Genomic DNA, 18,510 nt, shown 5'->3' with positions numbered 1-18,510 from the left:
ATTCACCCTCACTTTGATAATTTGAGGTAGTTGAAAGCCGGTAATGAAATAATAGCATATTGAATAGGTATAAACAATTCGTAATATTTAGATAAATAGCTAAAAAATAATGCAGATGTGCATTATTACTAATGCGCTAAATCATTAACCCTGCTGCTGCAGAGTAAGAATTCTATTGCTAGCAGTAATATATTCCTGGCATAAAACTTGCATTATATTTTTTTGCGTCTTTTATATTAAACATATTTTATTAGGAGGTATTCGCAATGGCCAAGTATAATAATGAACAAATCAAGAAACTGCAAGAGCTGGACAAAAAGCATTATTTGCATCCAACATCTTCATTGAGACAGCATCAAGAGAGCGGTCCGAAACGTATTTTTACAGAAGGGAAAGGAATATACTTAACCGATGTAAATGGCGTAAGTTATATTGATGCACTGGCATCATTGTGGAATGTAAATGTGGGGCATGGCAGGAAAGATCTTGGGGAGGCAGCCAGCCAGCAGATGGGCAAGCTTGCTTATAGTTCCTCTTTCAATAATCTCTCCCACGAATCGGTTATTCAGCTGTCTGAGAAGCTGGCAAGCATTACACCTGGTGATTTAAATGTGTTCTTCTATACTTCTGGCGGATCTGAATCAAATGATACTGCTTTTAAGCTTGTAAGGCATTATTGGAAAATGAAGGGGCAGCCAGAAAAAAAGAAAATAATTGGATTAGAACGAGGTTATCATGGAATAACGATGGGGGCGACCAGTGCAACGGGCATTCAGCAATTTCAAAACATGACAACCTCGCTGGCACCGGATTTTCTCCATGCTGCAGCCCACAAAACGAATTGTGAATTGGGTGCCAGGAATGATCCGGACTTTTCGAGAAGCATTCGAGGGATTATTGAAACTGAAGGTCCAGAGAAGATTGCTGCTGTAATCGTTGAACCTATTCAGGGAGCTGGAGGAGTGATAATTCCGCCAAATGGATATCTCGAAGCTGTGCGTGAACTTTGCGATCAATACGGTATCTTAATGATAGCGGATGAAGTTATATGCGGTTTTGGCAGAACAGGGAAAATGTTTGGAGTAGAACATTGGGATGTTGTACCGGATGTCATGTGTATGGCTAAAGGAATTACTAGCGGCTATATCCCTCTCGGAGCAGTAGCGATTACTGAACGCTTAAGGGACAGCCTGGCAGAAGTATCGGATGATGTTTTATTCCATGGATTTACTTATAGCGGTCATCCAACTGCTTGCGCAGTTGCCTTGAAAAATATTGAAATTATTGAAAATGAAAGCCTGCCAGCTCATGCAAGCAAGATGGAAAAGGAACTGATAAAGGGGTTTGAGTATTTGACGGAAAAGCACTCAACTGTGACAAAATCCAGAGCGAAGGGCTTGATTGGTGCTTTTGAATTGTTTGAGGACAGGGATAAAGAAATTCCATTTGCACCTGAGAAATTGGCTGCTCAAAAACTGGTTGAAGAATGTCTTTCCAGGGGATTAATTGTCAGGGCAGTTACCTTCGGAGGAACAAACATCATTGCTCTTTCACCGCCGCTTATTATCAGAAAAGATGAAATCGAAAAAATGATTTCGATCCTTTCGGACGCTATTCACGTGGTTGAAAAGGGTTTAAAATTACAAAGTGTTTAATCGTTAAAAGGGGATATGGTGTCTATGCTATCAAAGCAGGCACCATATCGTAATAAAAATCAGAATATTAATTATATTTAGTGTTTTTATCGCTTTAGATTTATTGACTTGAAAATGAGTGGAGGTAACTGGATGAGTGAAAAAAGATTTATTAAAACACTTGGAAACCGTGATGTCCTTACTCTTGCCTTCGGGGCAATGATTGGCTGGGGATGGGTTGTTACAGCGGGACTGTGGATTACAGAAGCTGGTTCATTAGGTGCTATCCTTGCATTTGTTATTGGAGGCTTGCTTGTAACCTTTGTGGGTTTAACGTATGCAGAATTAGCATCAGCTCTTCCTTTGGCTGGAGGGGAACATGTTTATAGTTTTAAAGCCATGGGGAGGGTTGCCAGTTTTATCACAACATGGGCAATCGTTTTAGGCTATGTTTCTGTAGTAGCGTTCGAAGCAGTTGCACTGCCAACGGTTTTTGAGTATTTAATTCCCAATTATAGTACAGGCTATTTATACACAGTAGCAGACTGGGATGTAACGATTACTTGGGCAGGCGTAGGGATTACTGGGTCAATTTTGATCGCCTGGATTAATTATCGCGGCATTAAATTTTCTACTGCTGCCATGTTTATTTTGACATTATTAATTCTCATAGCTGGTGTTTTATTAATAACAGGCAGTTCCTTTTCAGGGGATACTCAAAATATGCAGCCATTATTTGAAAAAGGAATGGCTGGCATTTTAACTGTTGTCATTATGACACCGTTTATGTTTGTGGGATTTGATGTTATCCCGCAGGCAGCAGAAGAGATTAACCTTCCTCAAAAACAAATTGGGAAATTGCTGATTGTATCCGTTATAATGGCAATTGTTTGGTATATTGCGGTCATTTTCGGCGTTTCACGTGTATTAAGTCCAACTGAAATTGCCCAATCCAATCTTGTCACTGCTGATGCAATGGCAAAGGCTTTTGGGGATAGTCAAATAATGGGCCATATTCTTGTGCTTGGCGGAATTGGCGGCATATTAACAAGCTGGATTGGTTTTTATGTTGGAGGAAGCCGGGCAATTTATGCAATGGCAATGGCAGGAATGCTCCCGAAAACGCTAGGTGAACTGCACCCTAAATATAATACCCCTCATAAAGCGATTTTATTAATCGCTGTATTATCGACAGCTGCTCCATTGCTTGGAAGGCCTGCTTTAGTATGGCTGGTTGATGCTGGCGGTTTAGGTTTGGTAGTAGCTTGGTTTATGGTAGCACTTTCCTTTGTCATTTTACGCAAAAAAGCGCCGGATATGCAGAGGCCATTTCGCCTTAAAGGAGGAACTGCCATTGGATGGATTGCGGTCATTATGTCCCTTGGCGTAAGTATTCTCTATATGCCTGGAATGCCTTCTGCCTTAATCTGGCCTTATGAATGGGCCATTGTTTTTGCCTGGGCGATCCTTGGCTTCATATTCTATAAAACCTCAATGGCAAAATACGGAATAGAATACTCTGAGAAACATATGAATGAAGAAATAGCGCGAGTCATCAAATACGATGACCAAACCGACATCAAGGAAAAAAGCAGCTGATGGGTGCCAGGCATCTATACCGCTTAAGGTATAGATGCCTGGTGCTTTTTTGCGTATAAAAAAGGGTCAGCTGTTTAAAATAAAAACACTTTCTATTTTGGAGGTTGCCTGATGGGTGAAAAGTGTTTTTATTGCACTGATGAAATTGATGGAAATCAAATGCATTTGATTACATTTGATGTGGCTGATCAAGAGAGAGAAGAAGTTTTATGTAAAGGCTGTTATCATGAATGGCTGCATGGGATTAAGGACTAGAACAGATTATTGGGAGGCTATTATGAAAAAAGATAATTCTCAGTTTCGTCCTGAAAGCAGGAGTGAGGGATTTAGCAGTGAGCATTCGTCAGAAGGAACACTTGAAATTAGTTCAACGGGGTATGGGCTGGAATCTGTTTCGAAAGAAGAAGCCAGCCATCAGGAAAATTCATCCGGCTGTGGAGGATTATAATGCAAGCGTCTGCTAACTGCAGGCGTTTTTTTATTCAGGAAAAAAGGTACAAACTGAGCTGCTGCTGTGCAGGAATACCTCTTCCCCGACTTGAATACAATATGAAAATGGAAACGACTTCCTAAAGAAAGAAAGGAAGAATACAAGAAAAAGCTGGGGGAAAAATGAGTAAGCTAAAATGGGGAATTTTATTAATGTTGATTGGCAGTTTAATAGGTTTAGCTGGGTGTTCAGGAAAAGCAGCCGGAGATAATGAGCCGGAGAAAAAGGCAGCAGAAGAGAAGGTAAAGGAGGAAGAAAAGGCCAAAGAGGAGGCAAAGGAAGAGGAGCAGGCAAAAGAGGAGGATAAGAAGGAAGAAGTAAAACCGATTGTGGTTAATGTTATCGATCCCAATACAAAAGCTGTGCTTAAGACCTTCAGCCCAGATGAGATGGGATTTGGTGATGACGATGTAAAATATAAAGCAGATCTTGCCCAATGGGCCAAAGAGATGGCGCGTGGTACGGACACAAATAAAGGCTATGACCAAAGGATGACCCTTGATAAACTAGGACCGGATGGGAAGATAATTAAAGGACAGCCCGAAATCATCCTTGAAGAAAGTGAATTAGTGGATAAGATTATTGCTGCGTCTGTAAGCGGAGGGGATGTGGAATTGCCTCTCTATGTTACTGAAAGCGGATATAGCCCTGAAGATGTTCCAAGCTTGGATGAAGTGGTGGTCGCCTCTTATACGACCTACTTCAATAACGGAGTAGCCGGCAGAACGAAAAATATAGAGCTTTCCGCCGAGGCCATTAATAATATCATCCTTGGTGAGGGCGACCATTTTTCCTTTAATACAACGGTGGGTCCAAGTGACGCAGCCCATGGTTATCAGCCGGCAGAAGAAGCTATCAATGGTAAGCTGGTTATGGGAATTGGAGGCGGGATCTGCCAGACTTCCTCCACTTTATTTAACGCAGTTGACAAGGTCGGGGTGAGCTATGTAGAAAAGCATCACCATTCCGTAACAGTAGGATATGTTCCAAAAGGAAGAGATGCAACGGTATCTTATGGAGGCAAAGATTTTAGATTTGAAAACACAACAGGCATACCCCTCCTTGTAAAAGCACATTTCGGTAATGGCGTACTGACTATTGAGCTAAAAACCTCCAAGCAATATTCAGGAATTTTGAAAAAAGCTGTTTAATAAGTACCAGGTACCTGGACCCTTCAGCAAACTGGTAGGTACCTGGTGCATAAAATATTGAAATATTCAATTAATTGTTGTATAATGAGTTTAACAAACCGATGACAGCAATTTACTTGCTGCATGCACGGCTTGAAGTTTTAATTCAAAATAAATACCTATGGATTGACTTTGTTCACTTGAACTTCCTTTTTCGGAAGACGAGCCTTGAATAAGAGTCAGTAAGGCGTTCAATGTCTAAATAGACATTGTCTGTTTTGCTGGCTCTTTTTGTTTACTTAAATTTGTGAAAGAGGTGAAAACGTGAAGGGTGCTTTAGAGGGAATCCGAATAATCGATGTATCAAGGGTGCTGGCCGGTCCTTTTTGCTCCATGATTCTTGGTGATTTAGGAGCAGATGTGATTAAAATAGAACATTATAAAACCGGTGATGAAACACGGGGCTGGGGCCCGCCTTTTTTAAATGGAGAAAGTGCCTATTATTTATGTGCCAATCGGAATAAGCAGAGTATTTCATTAAACCTAAAAACTGAAGAGGGGAAAGATATTTTCAGGGAACTTGTCTCGATAAGCGACGTAGTTGTGCAAAATTTCAAAACAGGGACGCTGGAAAAAATGGATTTGGGCTACGAAAGATTGAAAGAGATGAACCCTTCTTTAATTATGGCTTCTATTACAGGATTTGGTTCAGCCGGACCATATAAGGACTTGCCAGGATATGATTACATTATTCAGGCGATGAGCGGATTAATGAGCATTACTGGAGAGCCGGATGGGAGCCCTTTGAAGGTTGGTGTTGCTATTGCGGATGTACTAACTGGCCTGTATACATGCATTGGCATTTTATCTGCTCTCCAGCATCGGTACAAAACTGGAGAGGGGCAGGAAATCGATATTTCCTTAATGGATTGTCAGGTTGCTTCACTAATTAATGTTGCCAGCAATTATTTGTGCACTGGAAGCACCCCAAAACGTTTAGGAAATCAGCATCCCAATATAGTTCCATACCAGGTGTTTTCTGTAAAAGATGGTGAAATGGTTGTAGCAGTAGGAAATGATGAGCAATTTAAGCGATTTTCAGCTGCATTAGGCAGGCAGGATTTATCTGAAAAGGAAGAGTTTATTCATAATAAAAATCGCTTGGAGAATAAATCAAAGCTTATTCCAATACTTGAAGAAATGCTCTCAAAAAAAACAAAAAAGGAGTGGAAAGACATTTTGGATAAAGCGGGAATTCCCAACGGTCCTATCAATACTGTTCAAGACATGTTTGATGATCCGCAAATAAGATCCAGAGAAATGGTAGTCGAAATGGATCATCCTACTATTGAAACTCTTAGACTTACCGGTTCACCGATCAAGCTCTCTAAATCACCTGTAAAAATGAGGCATCATCCTCCTATGTTTGGTGAGCATACAGAAACCATTTTGGAGCAGCTCGGTTACCATCCCGACCAAATTGACAGGTTTAGAAAAAATCAAATTATATAGGAGGAATTGAAATGATGAATTTCGAATTATCTGATGAACAGCAAAGTGTGAAAAAATTAGTGAAAAAGTTTGCAGACAAGGAAATTATCCCGAATATTCAGGAGTGGGACAGACAAGGTCATTTTGAACCTTCAATACTAAAAAAATTAGCTGAATTGCAATTAATGGGTGTTTGCATTCCTGAGGAATATGGTGGTGCTGGGATGGATTACAACACTTTGGCAATTGTCTGTGAAGAGCTGGAGCGTGGAGATACTGCCTACCGTACTGCGGTATCTGTCCATACAGGGTTAAATAGTATGACATTGCTGCAATGGGGAAACGAGGAGCAAAAACAGAAGTATTTAGTGCCGCAAGCACAAGGCAAACAGGTAGGAGCATTTGGCTTAACCGAGCCTAATGCAGGATCGGATGTAGCTGCAATGAATTCAACAGCCATTCGGGATGGAGACTCTTATATTCTAAATGGATCAAAGACGTGGATTTCACTTTGTGATGCAGCGGATAATTTCCTCATTTTTGCAAAAACAGAACATGATATTGGGCACAAGGGAATTACTGCATTTATAGTTGAACGAAACTTCCCAGGGTTAGAAACTAAGGCAATTAAAGGAAAGCTGGGAATAAGGGCAGGCAACACAGGCGAGGTATTTTTGTCTGATGTAAGAGTACCTGTATCAAATAGGCTTGGTGAAGAAGGAGAAGGATTTAAGATTGCCATGTCAGCATTAGATAATGGCCGATTTACTGTAGCAGCAGGGGCAGTTGGCTTAATTGAAGCCAGTCTGGAAGCAAGTCTAAAATATTGCCATGAACGCAAAGCTTTTGGCAAGGAAATTGGCAGGCATCAGCTCGTTCAGCAGATGATTGCAAAAATGAATGCCAATTTGGAGATTTCCAGATTGCTTGTGTTTAAGGCAGGCTGGCTAAAAAATCAAGGGAAAAGGAATACAAAAGAAACGTCCCTTGCGAAATGGATAGCATGTAATGCAGCCTTCGAAGCTGCCAATGATGCCGTTCAAATCCACGGGGCATATGGCTATTCGGATGAATATCCGGTTGAGCGCTTTTTAAGAAACTCAAAAGCCCCGGTGATTTACGAAGGAACTAGAGAAATTCACACCATTATGCAAGGAGAATATGCTCTGGGATACAGGGAGGATAAGCCGCTTCGAAAGCAGCTGCCAGCGTGGCCATTTGAAGAAGTATCTGTCCATTAAGGAATGGGAACATGACAGTTAGCTTTCGGTTTAATCGGCACACACCCCATTTTCCTGAGAGTGACAAAAGGGAGAACGATAGAATGAACACATATTTTATTGCCGGGCATGCCAAACTTCCGCAGGGAATGGCTGCGAGAAACCTATATGATACTATTACAATTACATTGGAACTGGACTTTAAATATGGCGTGATAGTCGATTCATCATGTACACTCGCCACTGAGCATGGCCGTGAATATATCCGCCAGCTGCTTAGAGGCTATTGTTTGGGCGAAGGGGTAGAAGAACTCATAGAAAAGGTTCAGCGTCATTACCGCGGGAAAGCCGGACAGGCGATTCAGGCAGCACTTAAGGATGTCTATCTCCAGTATGAGCTTGTTTTGTCTAAATAAAAAGTCAGGAGAGCCTAACCAGATAAAGACTTTAGAAGTGTTTGGGCTCAGTTAGATGAAAAAATAAGCAAATAGCGGAGGGGTTTGTCCACACCATTTCAATCACATTTAATACAATGATATAGAAGATCTCCTCCCTAAGGATCTTTGGTCTGCATAGTTGCCGCTAATCTGCCAGCCGGATTAGCGGCATTTTCTTTGTTTTATGCAAATAATCGCGAAAGGAGGAGAATTTTCTGTATATATGAACTTGCAGGTAAAAAGTACCTGACTTACCAGGTGTGTTCATGTTAAATTATAAGTAGAATATCCTATCTTATCTGGAAATGAGGAAAAGTCATGAAATTATCTGTGGCAAAAAAACTGTTCCTCGGGTTTTTGTCTGTCCTTTTATTATTTGGTCTTGTCGCCGGTTTATCTAATTATGAACTTGGCAATGTTAACCGAAATTATCAAAGCTTAATAGATGAAAATGTCTCTGAAGTGATGCTTGTAAAAACCCTAAAGGCAGAGCTTATGAATGAAGCAGGGGGAATCCGCGGCTATCTCCTGACAGGCGACTCTACATATCTCAGTGACTATGAAAGTTCCCGCAAGAGAATGGAACATCATATCAATGAACTGAATAAATTAACCAGCAATAATGAAGAGAAGGAATTGGCGAAAGAGCTGAAAGTGCTTCATGATCGCTACCAGAGCATTATTGATAAAGAAATTAAGTTTAAGCTGGAAGATAACAATGCATATATGTCATTAGTTGAAACTTCCGATAAACAGGTCAGCCAGGATTTTAACAATAAAGCGGATGAACTTGTAAAATTTTATGAAACCCAATTAGATGCTGGGATAAATGAAACCGTATCCAGCGTAAAATCCGCTCAGGTCATTACTTTACTTATTACGATTGCAGCCATTCTGGCTGCGGTGGCGATCGCTTATTTTATAAGCAGAATGATTTCAAGGCCGATAAATCTGGCTGCAGCTACGATAGACAAGGTGGCTGGAGGAGATTTAAGCCACGGCTCCATTAAAGTGAAAAACAGGGATGAAATAGGAGCGTTTATTTTATCTTTAAATAAGATGGTTAAAGACTTAAGGTCTGTGGTCAGCCAGGTAAGAAACACTTCAGAACAAGTTGCATCAAGCAGTGAGGAACTGGCTGCGAGTGCAGAGGAAAGTTCTTTGGCTTCTGAACAGGTTGCAGCTATTTCGCAAAAAAATGCTCTTGGCACTGAACAGCAGCTTTACCGTTTTAGAGAGGTAACTTCTTCAATGGAGGAGATAGCTTCCGGAATGCAGCAGATTTCTTCAAGCAGCGAGCTGATGCTTGAAGCAGCAGAAAAAACTGATTTCTTAACTAAAATAGGCACTAAATCAGTCGAAAATGTTGTAAGGCAGATGAATGAAATAAATATTTCAGTAGGCAATGCCACACAGTATATTAATACTCTCGAATCCCGATCAAAAGAAATCAGCAATATCGTGGAACTGATCACCACTATCGCCGAGCAGACCAATTTGCTTGCCCTAAATGCAGCCATTGAAGCTGCAAGGGCAGGTGAGCATGGCAGGGGCTTTTCGGTTGTAGCCGATGAAGTCCGCAAACTGGCAGAGGGTTCCAAACAATCTGCTGTTCAGATTCAGCAAATGATTGGACTTGTGCAGGAAGAAACAAAGCAGGCCGTTCAGGCAATGGAAAAAGGGAATGAACAGGTTAAAGAGGGACTGGAAGATACGATGGAAGCAAGTGCTGCTTTTGCAGAAATTGCCCATTCAATGGGTGATGTGACATATAAAGTCGAGGAAGTTTCTTCCTCAGTGGAGGAACTGACTGCCTTAACCAGCCAGATCATTGAAGTCATGACAAACGTGCAGGACATCTCAGAAAAAAATGCAGCAGCTTCACAGGAAACTTCAGCTGCAACAGAAGAACAGCTCGCCAGAATGGAAGAAGTATCATTATCAGCAGGATCACTTGCAAAACTTGCTGAAGATTTGCAGGAAGTTGTTTCGAGATTTAAATTATAAAAGGGACTCGGCTGAGTCCCTTTTAATTTTTACTATAAGATTCTAATGGTTAATGGGTACAGATATGGAATAAACGGCTCTTCAATTTCTTTCCATTCTTTAATTCTAATCAGTGGAAGCTCTGTCCCATTATAGGCTGCCTTATCTATGACTCCGCTAACTTTGACCCACATATTATCATAGAGTTCCGGAGCTTCCTCCATTTCTGAAAGAAAGCCAATCATACTTGCATCTGCCACACAATGCGTAATCAAAAACCTCGAAATGACAAGCTGATTAGAAGCCAGTCCTTTTTCTTTATAAATAAATCCCTGAAATTCAATTTCCCTGCCTGCGAACTTATCAATATCCTTACTGATTTCCTCATAATATAAGCTAAAAACTTTATCATCCATCTTAATAGCAGGAGACGAATACAGGTCCTTTTTTAATTGCTCAAATTCTTCATTGGATATTTCCTGTACCTCTTCATTTACAGATAGGTCATGCTCCAGCTTCTCGACTTCTTCCAGCTCTTCTTCAAGCGAATAATTCTCAAGGTTAATTTCCGATTGATCTTCTATTTCCTCAGAGTCCGACGAAACATTCTCCTCTTTATTTTGATTACCAAGTATGGCCAGCCCGCCTTTCTTATCAGCAATGGAAGCATCAAGCGTCTTTGCAGGCAAGAAGAATCCTGTTAATAGCGGAAATAATATAATGGAATATGACAGCAGCTTTTTACCTGTAAACGGTGTATCTCCATGATCATGATGATGAGAACAGCTATGATCATCATGGTGGCAGCAGTCCTTACCGTGAAGGTGTTCGTGACCCTCTTTTTCTCTATTGGAACTCCATATCCTGGTAATCTGAATAAAAAATAAAAATAAAAACAGAATGGAAGCGGATTGACTTAACCGGACATATTTCGGATTAATATATTTGGTTATGTCGCCTGTATAGTGAAGCTGAAAAATCAGTCCGCAAAAAGCCAGTAGAATCAGCGCCCTTAATGCCTGCTGAAAATGGATTTTCATAGCAATCCTCCTAAATGAAATTCTGTAAAAGAAGAAGCGTGAAAAAGACAACGGAAGCTGTCAGGGCTAATACCCCAAAAACAAACTTCATCTTAAACACACTAAGCATCATAATTGTATTTTTAAAGTCGATCATCGGCCCGAAGATCAGGAATCCCAGTACGGAAGACTTAGGAAATATACTGCTGAATGAGGCACCAATAAAAGCGTCGGCCTCTGAGCATAGTGACAAAACATAGGCAAAGCCCATCATGATTAGCAAGGATACTACCGGATTATCGGCATTTTGCAGAAATGTTTTTGCCGGCATATAGACTTGTACAATGGAAGCTAATAAAGCACCAATAATTAAATATTTGGCCATGTCAAAAAATTCATCGATTGAATGGGTCAGCATCGACCAAATCCTGTCCAGGAAAGAACGATTGTTTTCGCTGATGTGGGGTAAGTGAATACTATCTTTCAATTGCCCGGACTTAAAGATGATGCTCACGCTAAAGGCAACTATTATGGCAATTAGGAATCCCAGTCCCATTCGTAAGCCCGCCATTTCAAAATCGTTTCCAAAAGCCATGTATGTAGAAGCAATGACGATGGGATTAATCAGGGGTCCAGTCAGCATAAAACCAATCGCTGCATATACTGGAACACCCTTAGACATAAGCCGGCGAATGATGGGGACAATTCCGCATTCACACGCTGGAAAAAGGGCGCCTGCTACACAGCTCATGACAACTGCAGCCGTTCTATTTTTCGGGATCCACCTTTTTATATGGTCTTCTGTAATGAAAATTTGGATAAAGCCTGCAATCAGCACACCAATAAGGACAAAAGGCAACGCTTCTATTAGGATGCTGATAAAGATAACATTCAGATTTAACAGAGAAGGGGGGATATCAAAAGATAAACCTAAGCCAGAGCTGAAAGATATGAAATATACCAGAATGGCTATCAAAATTATGCCCGTTATATCAATGATATGGCTGCGAAAAAGTCGGTTCATAGTATCCTCCTGTATTTAAAAATCGTAATGATTTCGTTTTATACTCTATATTAATTTTATGAAAATGTAAATGGGATTATGAGCATTTTGAAAGGATAGGAGAATCGAAGGATAAAAAAATATAAAGTTTATCCTTGCAATCGAAAGAAAATTTTAATATGATTTAAATCGTAACAATTACGATTTGATGAAAACTTCCCAATATTCTCGAGTTAACACTGTCTGTATCTAATCACGAAGAGGGAGTATTAATCAGCTGTAAATCGGAATGAATACTGTTTATGCTGAAAAGGAGAGAAATCGATGACAAAGAAGATACCCGTCACTGTGCTGAGCGGCTATTTAGGTTCAGGAAAAACCACTCTGCTGAACCACATTTTAAATAATCGCAGCAATAAGAAAATTGCAGTAATTGTAAATGATATGAGTGAAGTCAATATTGACGCATCCATAGTACAAAAAGGCGGTTTTTCCAGAACCGATGAAAAACTCGTTGAGCTTCAAAATGGCTGCATCTGCTGTACTCTGAGAGAAGACTTGATGATGGAAGTGGAAAGGCTGATTAATGAAAGGGACATAGATTATATCCTGATTGAATCTTCCGGTATCTCAGAACCAATACCGGTTGCCCAAACATTTACTTATATGGATGAAAGTTTAGGAATTAATCTTTCAAAAAGGTGCACCCTTGACACAATGGTTACAGTTGTAGATGCAAATCGTTTTTGGCATGACTTTGCATCGGGAGAATCTCTGCTGGACCGCAAACAGGGCACAGACGAAAGCGATGACCGGGAAGTTGTTGACCTATTAATAGACCAGATTGAATTCGCCAATGTCCTGGTGCTGAACAAACTGGATCTGGTTGATTCAGAAAGTGCGGATGAACTTAAGGCCGTATTAGAAAAGTTAAACCCTGAAGCAAAAGTTATTAAAGCCGTAAATTCAGAGGTTGAACCGGAAGAAATCCTCGATACTCGTCGGTTTGATTTTGAAACGTCGAGCCAGGGAGCAGGCTGGATCAAAGAGCTGAATGAAGAACATACACCCGAAACTGAGGAATATGGAATTTCCTCCTTTTTATATAGAAGAAAAAGGCCTTTTCATCCGGAAAGGTTCATGCAATGGCTTGAGGATTTTCCTGCAGATATTGTGAGAGCCAAAGGATTTTTCTGGCTGGCTTCCCGCCATGACATGGCCGGTCTCCTTTCCCAGGCAGGACCATCCATAACGCTGCAAGGTGCTGGGGAATGGATTGCAGCCCTTCCAGAGGTGGAAAGAAACGAAATTTTAAAGGATGAACCAGAACTGCTTGATAGATGGGATAAGGATTTTGGAGACAGGATGACAGAACTTGTATTCATTGGCATGGGTATGAAACAAGAAGAGATTGCATCAAGTCTGAATGGCTGCTTACTAACCGATAAAGAAATGAGTTCAGACTGGTGCATGCTGGCAGACCGGCTGCCAGCTTTTAATTCTAATATGATGGAGGAAGTGAAATGAGATTGAAAATTACTTTGGCATGCACAGAAACAGGGGATCGCAACTATATTACAACCAAAAATAAACGAAATAATCCTGATAGAATTGAATTAATGAAATACTCTCCAAAACTAAAAAAACACACCCTTCACAGGGAAACAAAATAACATTATCGTTCCCTTTAATGTTTGGCTGAGCAATGACGAAAACTAACAGAGCAATCTGAAAAATGTGTTGCTTTTTCCTGGTCTTGCAGATATGCTCAAAATAGGAGATATACGGAAGGGGAATTGAGATTCTATTATGTGGCAGAACTTGTAATCATTAAAGCTTAAATAGAACAGCATCTTTTAATATAGGGAGAGGTTTGTCTATTCTTATAAATGATGAAACAAGGAATGCCTCCTGTGGAAACTCAGACCGTGAATGGCAGATACCTTGTTGTGTATCTGCCTTTTTATTGGAATCTTTATCTCCAGGCTAGTCGCAGCAGGCCCAAAATGGAGGGAACGCTGAATGGATCAACAGAATAAAACCGCAATTGTTACAGGCGTCAGCAGCCATAAAGGCATTGGTGCTGCTATTTGCCGAAAGCTAGCCAGCCGAAGTTTTAATATATTTTTTACTTATTGGGATGCTGAACCCCATTGGGAAAAAGAATTCAGCAAGGAAATATCGGCAAGCGGGGTTGCATGCAAAGGTCTTGAAGCAGACTTATCGGATGTTCAATCAGCAGAAAAGGTGCTGGGATCCGTTGCCTTAACAGTTGGAAAGCCGATGGTCCTCGTTAATAACGCAGCACATTCAACTAGAGATGGTTATCTTAATCTTGACGCAAACACTCTTGACGCACACTATGCGGTTAATATGAGAGCCGTATTTCTTCTTTGTACTGAATTTTCCAAAGGGTTTCCGGATTGGAAGTTGCCTTACGGACGAATCATTAATATGACTTCCGGACAAGAGCTGGGATCAATGCCCGGTGAATTGGCCTATGCTTCTACTAAAGCAGCCATAACGGCATTTACCAGATCTTTGTCAACAGAAATTGCCCATTTAGGAATAACCGTCAATGCGATTAACCCTGGTCCCACCGACTCTACATGGATGAATGAGGAGATAAGAAATCACCTTTCGCCTAAATTTCCAGCCGGCAGAATCGGCCAGCCTGAAGACGCAGCTAATCTGGCAGCATTTCTGGCAAGTGAAGATTCAAAGTGGATAACAGGGCAGGTGATTCATTCCGAGGGAGGGTTCATTCGCGGTTAACCTAAAGGCAAGTGACATTTATTTAACAAATCTCAGCTATTTATATCATTTTCGATACAAAATACCCAAACGGGTTTATGGATCTCCTCCAAATGTGTATAAATAGAAGTTAGTAGAGGGGAGAGACCTATGTTAAATTTATTAAATGACCCTGATTTTGTGCAAAAATGTGAAACTTCTTCCCCGCTTGAAATGGTTGAACATTTAACAGGCGGCAATATTAGAGGATTGGAAAAAATCGCTTTGGGTACGCTTGCAAGCAGAAAACTGCTGCCGCAAAATGTCGTGAATGTAATGATTGTTTATTTTTTCAGCACATTTGCCAATAAAGTTTATGACCGAAATGATCTTGCCAGGCTTTATGATTACTGGGCATCGAATCATGTATACAGTTTTGCAAAAGCACAGGAAATGACAGCCGAAGATATTGAAAAAGTCCTGGCCGGCTTAAAATAATAGAGTAAATGAAAAGTTCATCCCACTTGGGCTGAACTTTTTTTGATATAACCTATTTCTTTTTATTGCTGTATGCACCTTCTATAGTCTGTTTCATCATTTGATGTCCGAGAACCGCAACACCTGCCGCAACAATTCCGTTAAGGACCCCTTCAATTGAAAACCCAAATGCAAGGCTGCCTGCGGATACCGAAATGATCGCAAGAATCCATACGATGGACCAATCAGGAACTTTTGGCGTCTGTTTCAAGGCATACCCAATTACCCACAATGCAGGAACCAGCATGTAATAATTCTTGTTTAAAAAATCAAGTAAGTTCAATGCACTCACCTCCTAATTCTGTTTTCTATATTTTATGAAAGTCTCTTATAAATGGTTTGTCTGATTGTCTCTAAAAATGGGAGAAATTATTATTAATAGACTTATGCATAAATGGAAGGGGATAAATGGCGAAATAGTTTGAAAATTACTTTCTGAAGACGGCCGGTATAGTTGACATTCCTTCCTATAAGTGCTAAATTTGAATCAGCCGTTATGCATCGTGTTATATTTTGCTAGCTGCTTTTTCAACCGTTAGGGAATGGTCTGGATGAGTAATGAACGTAAAGTTATAAGCGTGTATATGGTGAATTTATACATGGCTTTTTCTAGCCAATAGGAGGATTTTTTTCATGAAAAACGGTAAAGTAAAATGGTTCAATGCTGAAAAAGGTTTCGGTTTCATCGAAGGTGAAGACGGAAACGACGTATTCGTACATTACTCTGCTATCCAATCTGAAGGTTTCAAATCTTTAGAAGAAGGCCAAGAAGTTTCTTTCGAAGTTGTTGAAGGTGCACGCGGACCTCAAGCAGCTAACGTAACTAAACTATAATCGACAGACCCATATAAAAACAGCCTGGCCATTAGGTCAGGCTGTTTTATTTTGCTCCAAATTTAATATTCCTCCATTAATTCAACACCCTATTAGAAAAAGGAGGGTGAATCCAGATGAATTTTGCCTGGCAATCAGTGATTCTGGTTTTCGCAGGAGTTTTGCTTTTACGAGTTGCCGGCAGGAAATCTATTTCACAAATGACACTGGCACAAACGGTAGTCATGATTTCCATTGGTTCTATCATCATTCAGCCAATCATAGAGACAAGTGTATGGAAAACCATCGTGGCTGCAGGTATTTTTGTTGGATCACTAATTTTGATGGAATACTTGCAGGTGTTTTGTTGAAAAATTTATTACAGGCAAATCCAAAATTGTGATTGAGAATGGGAAACTAAAATCAGCAAATATGAGGAAATTGCGCTTTACAGCTGATCAGCTGGAAATGAGGCTAAGAACCAGCGGAATCACAAAAATTTCAGATGTCAAAATGGCTACCCTTGAACCAAATGGACAGCTTGGGCATGAGTTAATGAATGATGCGAAGCCTTTGACTGTAGGAGAATTTAAAATGCTGATGGGGGAAATGATTTTGCAGTCACCCGTTCAGCCGGCCCATCAAGTATCAGATGATATTTTTCAGGAGCTGAAAAAGGGGCATTCCCCGCCAAATTCCAAAGATCTGCACTAGTTTTAAGCCGCATTGCGGCTTTTTTAATTCCAATACCCATCTTTCCCCTTTTAAAATATTATTCAGATTTTTAGTCCATAACAAAAAAGTGCTTGAAGTTTCACGAGTTTCCTGTATAATTTTCAAGCGTGAGTTATTTCAGAATAATTTCATATAAATCACTTATCAAGAGAGACTGAGGGACTGGCCCGAAGATGTCTCGGCAGCGGGCTCTATAGAGCGCTGTGCCAAATCCAGCAAGCATAGGTGCTTGGCAGATAAGAAGAGAACGATTGATTTGTTAAGATCTCTTCTTGCTTGAAGAGGTCTTTTTATTTTATGGAAAATCCATTTGGAGAGGAGATTTTTAATGAAAAACAAGGGCAATCCCTGGGCTTTATTGCCGCTTTTGGCTTTCCTTCTTATTTTTATTGGAAGCGGCATAGCAACAGGAGATTTTAATAGCATTCCAATCATTGTCATTGTATCTGCTGCAGCCGGAATTGCACTGGCAATGAACAGAAAAAAGCCATTTATGGAAAAAGTAGAGATATTCACTAAAGGGGCCGGACATCCTGATATCATATTAATGTCTATCATTTTTATCCTGGCAGGGGCCTTTTCTGGAACGGCTAAAGGAATGGGTGCGGTTGATTCCACTGTGAACCTTGCACTCTCTTTTATTCCACAGAATCTGCTTATGGTCGGAATTTTTATCATTGCATGCTTTATTTCATTATCGATGGGAACATCCATGGGGACAGTTGTGGCTCTTGCTCCAATTGGTGTAGCCCTTTCTGCAGAGACAGATATATCTGTAGCATTGGCCATGGCAGCAATCATAGGCGGTGCCATGTTTGGGGATAATCTTTCCGTCATTTCTGATACGACCATTGCAGCGGTCAGGACTCAAGGAACGAGAATGACCGATAAATTCCGTGTGAATTTCTTAATCGTTCTGCCTGCTGCATTGCTTACAGCTTTGATTCTTGGAATTTTAACAGCAGGTCAGGAAAGCGTGGTAACCAGCGGGGATTATAGCTTTTTGAAAGTAATTCCTTATCTGGGAGTATTGGCTGCAGCTTTACTTGGCATGAATGTCATTCTAGTGCTTAGCGGGGGTATAATGCTTGCTGGACTAATCGGAATTGCAGACGGCAGCTATACTTTTGTTTCATTCCTGCAAATGATTGCTGAGGGAATGGGCGGCATGCAGACCCTTGCGATAATTGCCATTCTCATTGGCGGATTGGTTGAGATCATCCGATTTAATGGCGGAATCGATTACTTGCTTCACATAGCTACAAGCAAAATAAAATCCCGCAGGGGAGCTGAATTCGGTATTGCGTCACTTGTCTCCCTGACAAATTTATCTACAGCCAATAACACAATTGCCATCATTATTGCAGGTCCGCTTGCCAAAAAAATTGCGGATCAATATAAGATTGACCCGCGTAAATCAGCAAGTATTCTTGATATATTTGCCTGTTTTGTACAAGGGACTATCCCATATGGGGCACAGATGCTCGCTGCTTCCGGACTCGCTGCGATTTCGCCGGTAAGCATTATGGCATATTCCATTTATCCGATATTAATTGGCATTTGCGGTATTATTGCCATTTTAATCAACTTCCCAAATCTAAAAAAATAATAGATGAAAGAGCCTATGCTGGGCTCTTTTTCTTTTCGAACAATGCTATGTTTTGGAAAAAAATTCTGGTATAA

18 protein-coding genes, 1 pseudogene and 1 riboswitch are annotated in these 18,510 nt (G+C 40.6%); of the genes and pseudogenes, 16 read left to right on the top strand and 3 right to left on the bottom strand.

Annotated features, from left to right (window positions below):
* Positions 1-266: 266 nt before the first annotated feature.
* From QUF73_06250 to QUF73_06210, 9 genes are all read left to right on the top strand, one after another.
* Positions 267-1,655, top strand: a complete 1,389-nt coding sequence (locus QUF73_06250; GenBank protein MDM5225810.1) for an aspartate aminotransferase family protein — start codon at positions 267-269, stop codon at positions 1,653-1,655.
* Between the two features lie 132 nt (positions 1,656-1,787).
* Positions 1,788-3,233 (top strand): amino acid permease, encoded by a 1,446-nt coding sequence (locus QUF73_06245; protein MDM5225809.1) that lies wholly within the window; start codon positions 1,788-1,790, stop codon positions 3,231-3,233.
* A 111-nt stretch (positions 3,234-3,344) separates the two neighbouring features.
* Positions 3,345-3,488: a hypothetical protein gene (locus QUF73_06240; GenBank protein ID MDM5225808.1), complete on the top strand. Its 144-nt coding sequence runs from the start codon at positions 3,345-3,347 to the stop codon at positions 3,486-3,488.
* A 22-nt stretch (positions 3,489-3,510) separates the two neighbouring features.
* Positions 3,511-3,681 carry a hypothetical protein gene (locus QUF73_06235; GenBank protein ID MDM5225807.1) on the top strand — a complete coding sequence of 57 codons (171 nt, stop codon included), beginning with the start codon at positions 3,511-3,513 and terminating at the stop codon, positions 3,679-3,681.
* Between the two features lie 164 nt (positions 3,682-3,845).
* Positions 3,846-4,874, top strand: a complete 1,029-nt coding sequence (locus tag QUF73_06230) for a VanW family protein (protein ID MDM5225806.1) — start codon at positions 3,846-3,848, stop codon at positions 4,872-4,874.
* A 303-nt stretch (positions 4,875-5,177) separates the two neighbouring features.
* Entirely contained in the window at positions 5,178-6,365 is a 1,188-nt protein-coding gene (locus QUF73_06225) for a CaiB/BaiF CoA-transferase family protein (GenBank protein ID MDM5225805.1), read from the top strand.
* A gap of 14 nt (positions 6,366-6,379) precedes the next feature.
* Positions 6,380-7,585 carry an acyl-CoA dehydrogenase family protein gene (locus tag QUF73_06220; protein MDM5225804.1) on the top strand — a complete coding sequence of 402 codons (1,206 nt, stop codon included), beginning with the start codon at positions 6,380-6,382 and terminating at the stop codon, positions 7,583-7,585.
* An 83-nt stretch (positions 7,586-7,668) separates the two neighbouring features.
* Entirely contained in the window at positions 7,669-7,980 is a 312-nt protein-coding gene (locus tag QUF73_06215; GenBank protein ID MDM5225803.1) for a DUF3870 domain-containing protein, read from the top strand.
* Positions 7,981-8,319: 339 nt separating this feature from the next.
* The gene (locus tag QUF73_06210; protein MDM5225802.1) at positions 8,320-10,008 is read left to right on the top strand and encodes a methyl-accepting chemotaxis protein; all 1,689 of its coding nucleotides are present in this window, start codon (positions 8,320-8,322) and stop codon (positions 10,006-10,008) included.
* A gap of 32 nt (positions 10,009-10,040) precedes the next feature.
* Here QUF73_06210 and QUF73_06205 read toward each other — a convergent pair whose 3' ends face one another.
* Entirely contained in the window at positions 10,041-11,027 is a 987-nt protein-coding gene (locus QUF73_06205) for a TIGR03943 family protein (GenBank protein MDM5225801.1), read from the bottom strand.
* 10 nt (positions 11,028-11,037) lie between these two features.
* Positions 11,038-12,030 carry a permease gene (locus tag QUF73_06200; GenBank protein MDM5225800.1) on the bottom strand — a complete coding sequence of 331 codons (993 nt, stop codon included), beginning with the start codon at positions 12,028-12,030 and terminating at the stop codon, positions 11,038-11,040.
* Positions 12,031-12,333: 303 nt separating this feature from the next.
* On the opposite strand from QUF73_06200, the gene QUF73_06195 reads away from it, so the two are divergent.
* The 4 genes from QUF73_06195 (at position 12,334) to QUF73_06180 (ending at position 15,240) form a co-directional block, all read left to right on the top strand.
* Positions 12,334-13,536 carry a GTP-binding protein gene (locus QUF73_06195; protein ID MDM5225799.1) on the top strand — a complete coding sequence of 401 codons (1,203 nt, stop codon included), beginning with the start codon at positions 12,334-12,336 and terminating at the stop codon, positions 13,534-13,536.
* Positions 13,533-13,682, top strand: a complete 150-nt coding sequence (rpmG, locus tag QUF73_06190) for a 50S ribosomal protein L33 (GenBank protein ID MDM5225798.1) — start codon at positions 13,533-13,535, stop codon at positions 13,680-13,682. Before QUF73_06195 ends, rpmG begins: the two co-directional genes overlap by 4 nt.
* A gap of 349 nt (positions 13,683-14,031) precedes the next feature.
* Positions 14,032-14,784 (top strand): SDR family oxidoreductase, encoded by a 753-nt coding sequence (locus QUF73_06185; protein ID MDM5225797.1) that lies wholly within the window; start codon positions 14,032-14,034, stop codon positions 14,782-14,784.
* 129 nt (positions 14,785-14,913) lie between these two features.
* Positions 14,914-15,240: a hypothetical protein gene (locus tag QUF73_06180; protein ID MDM5225796.1), complete on the top strand. Its 327-nt coding sequence runs from the start codon at positions 14,914-14,916 to the stop codon at positions 15,238-15,240.
* Positions 15,241-15,292: 52 nt separating this feature from the next.
* On the opposite strand, the gene QUF73_06175 is transcribed toward QUF73_06180, so the two are convergent.
* Positions 15,293-15,562 (bottom strand): phage holin family protein, encoded by a 270-nt coding sequence (locus tag QUF73_06175; GenBank protein MDM5225795.1) that lies wholly within the window; start codon positions 15,560-15,562, stop codon positions 15,293-15,295.
* A 350-nt stretch (positions 15,563-15,912) separates the two neighbouring features.
* On the opposite strand from QUF73_06175, the gene QUF73_06170 reads away from it, so the two are divergent.
* From QUF73_06170 to QUF73_06160, 3 genes and pseudogenes are all read left to right on the top strand, one after another.
* Positions 15,913-16,113, top strand: coding sequence for a cold-shock protein (locus QUF73_06170; protein ID MDM5225794.1), 201 nt, complete (start codon positions 15,913-15,915; stop codon positions 16,111-16,113).
* 116 nt (positions 16,114-16,229) lie between these two features.
* Positions 16,230-16,806: pseudogene (locus tag QUF73_06165) on the top strand (DUF421 domain-containing protein).
* 159 nt (positions 16,807-16,965) lie between these two features.
* Positions 16,966-17,070, top strand: a riboswitch (SAM riboswitch).
* Between the two features lie 85 nt (positions 17,071-17,155).
* Positions 17,156-18,436 carry a Na+/H+ antiporter NhaC family protein gene (locus tag QUF73_06160; GenBank protein MDM5225793.1) on the top strand — a complete coding sequence of 427 codons (1,281 nt, stop codon included), beginning with the start codon at positions 17,156-17,158 and terminating at the stop codon, positions 18,434-18,436.
* Positions 18,437-18,510 lie beyond the last annotated feature (74 nt).

This window comes from Cytobacillus sp. NJ13, assembly GCA_030348385.1.
Lineage (GTDB): Bacteria > Bacillota > Bacilli > Bacillales > Cytobacillaceae > Cytobacillus.
Note: the sequence above shows the minus strand (reverse complement) of the source record. Positions and strands in the feature narration are given on the sequence as shown.

What these genes read in the sequence shown, in the direction of transcription:
- QUF73_06250 (MDM5225810.1), top strand. Translation starts at nt 267, where the DNA reads ATGGCCAAGTATAATAATGAACAAATCAAGAAACTGCAAGAGCTGGAC.
- QUF73_06245 (MDM5225809.1), top strand. Translation starts at nt 1,788, where the DNA reads ATGAGTGAAAAAAGATTTATTAAAACACTTGGAAACCGTGATGTCCTT.
- QUF73_06240 (MDM5225808.1), top strand. Translation starts at nt 3,345, where the DNA reads ATGGGTGAAAAGTGTTTTTATTGCACTGATGAAATTGATGGAAATCAA.
- QUF73_06235 (MDM5225807.1), top strand. Translation starts at nt 3,511, where the DNA reads ATGAAAAAAGATAATTCTCAGTTTCGTCCTGAAAGCAGGAGTGAGGGA.
- QUF73_06230 (MDM5225806.1), top strand. Translation starts at nt 3,846, where the DNA reads ATGAGTAAGCTAAAATGGGGAATTTTATTAATGTTGATTGGCAGTTTA.
- QUF73_06220 (MDM5225804.1), top strand. Translation starts at nt 6,380, where the DNA reads ATGAATTTCGAATTATCTGATGAACAGCAAAGTGTGAAAAAATTAGTG.
- QUF73_06215 (MDM5225803.1), top strand. Translation starts at nt 7,669, where the DNA reads ATGAACACATATTTTATTGCCGGGCATGCCAAACTTCCGCAGGGAATG.
- QUF73_06210 (MDM5225802.1), top strand. Translation starts at nt 8,320, where the DNA reads ATGAAATTATCTGTGGCAAAAAAACTGTTCCTCGGGTTTTTGTCTGTC.
- QUF73_06205 (MDM5225801.1), bottom strand. Translation starts at nt 11,027, where the DNA reads ATGAAAATCCATTTTCAGCAGGCATTAAGGGCGCTGATTCTACTGGCT.
- QUF73_06200 (MDM5225800.1), bottom strand. Translation starts at nt 12,030, where the DNA reads ATGAACCGACTTTTTCGCAGCCATATCATTGATATAACGGGCATAATT.
- QUF73_06195 (MDM5225799.1), top strand. Translation starts at nt 12,334, where the DNA reads ATGACAAAGAAGATACCCGTCACTGTGCTGAGCGGCTATTTAGGTTCA.
- rpmG (MDM5225798.1), top strand. Translation starts at nt 13,533, where the DNA reads ATGAGATTGAAAATTACTTTGGCATGCACAGAAACAGGGGATCGCAAC.
- QUF73_06185 (MDM5225797.1), top strand. Translation starts at nt 14,032, where the DNA reads ATGGATCAACAGAATAAAACCGCAATTGTTACAGGCGTCAGCAGCCAT.
- QUF73_06180 (MDM5225796.1), top strand. Translation starts at nt 14,914, where the DNA reads ATGTTAAATTTATTAAATGACCCTGATTTTGTGCAAAAATGTGAAACT.
- QUF73_06170 (MDM5225794.1), top strand. Translation starts at nt 15,913, where the DNA reads ATGAAAAACGGTAAAGTAAAATGGTTCAATGCTGAAAAAGGTTTCGGT.
- QUF73_06160 (MDM5225793.1), top strand. Translation starts at nt 17,156, where the DNA reads ATGAAAAACAAGGGCAATCCCTGGGCTTTATTGCCGCTTTTGGCTTTC.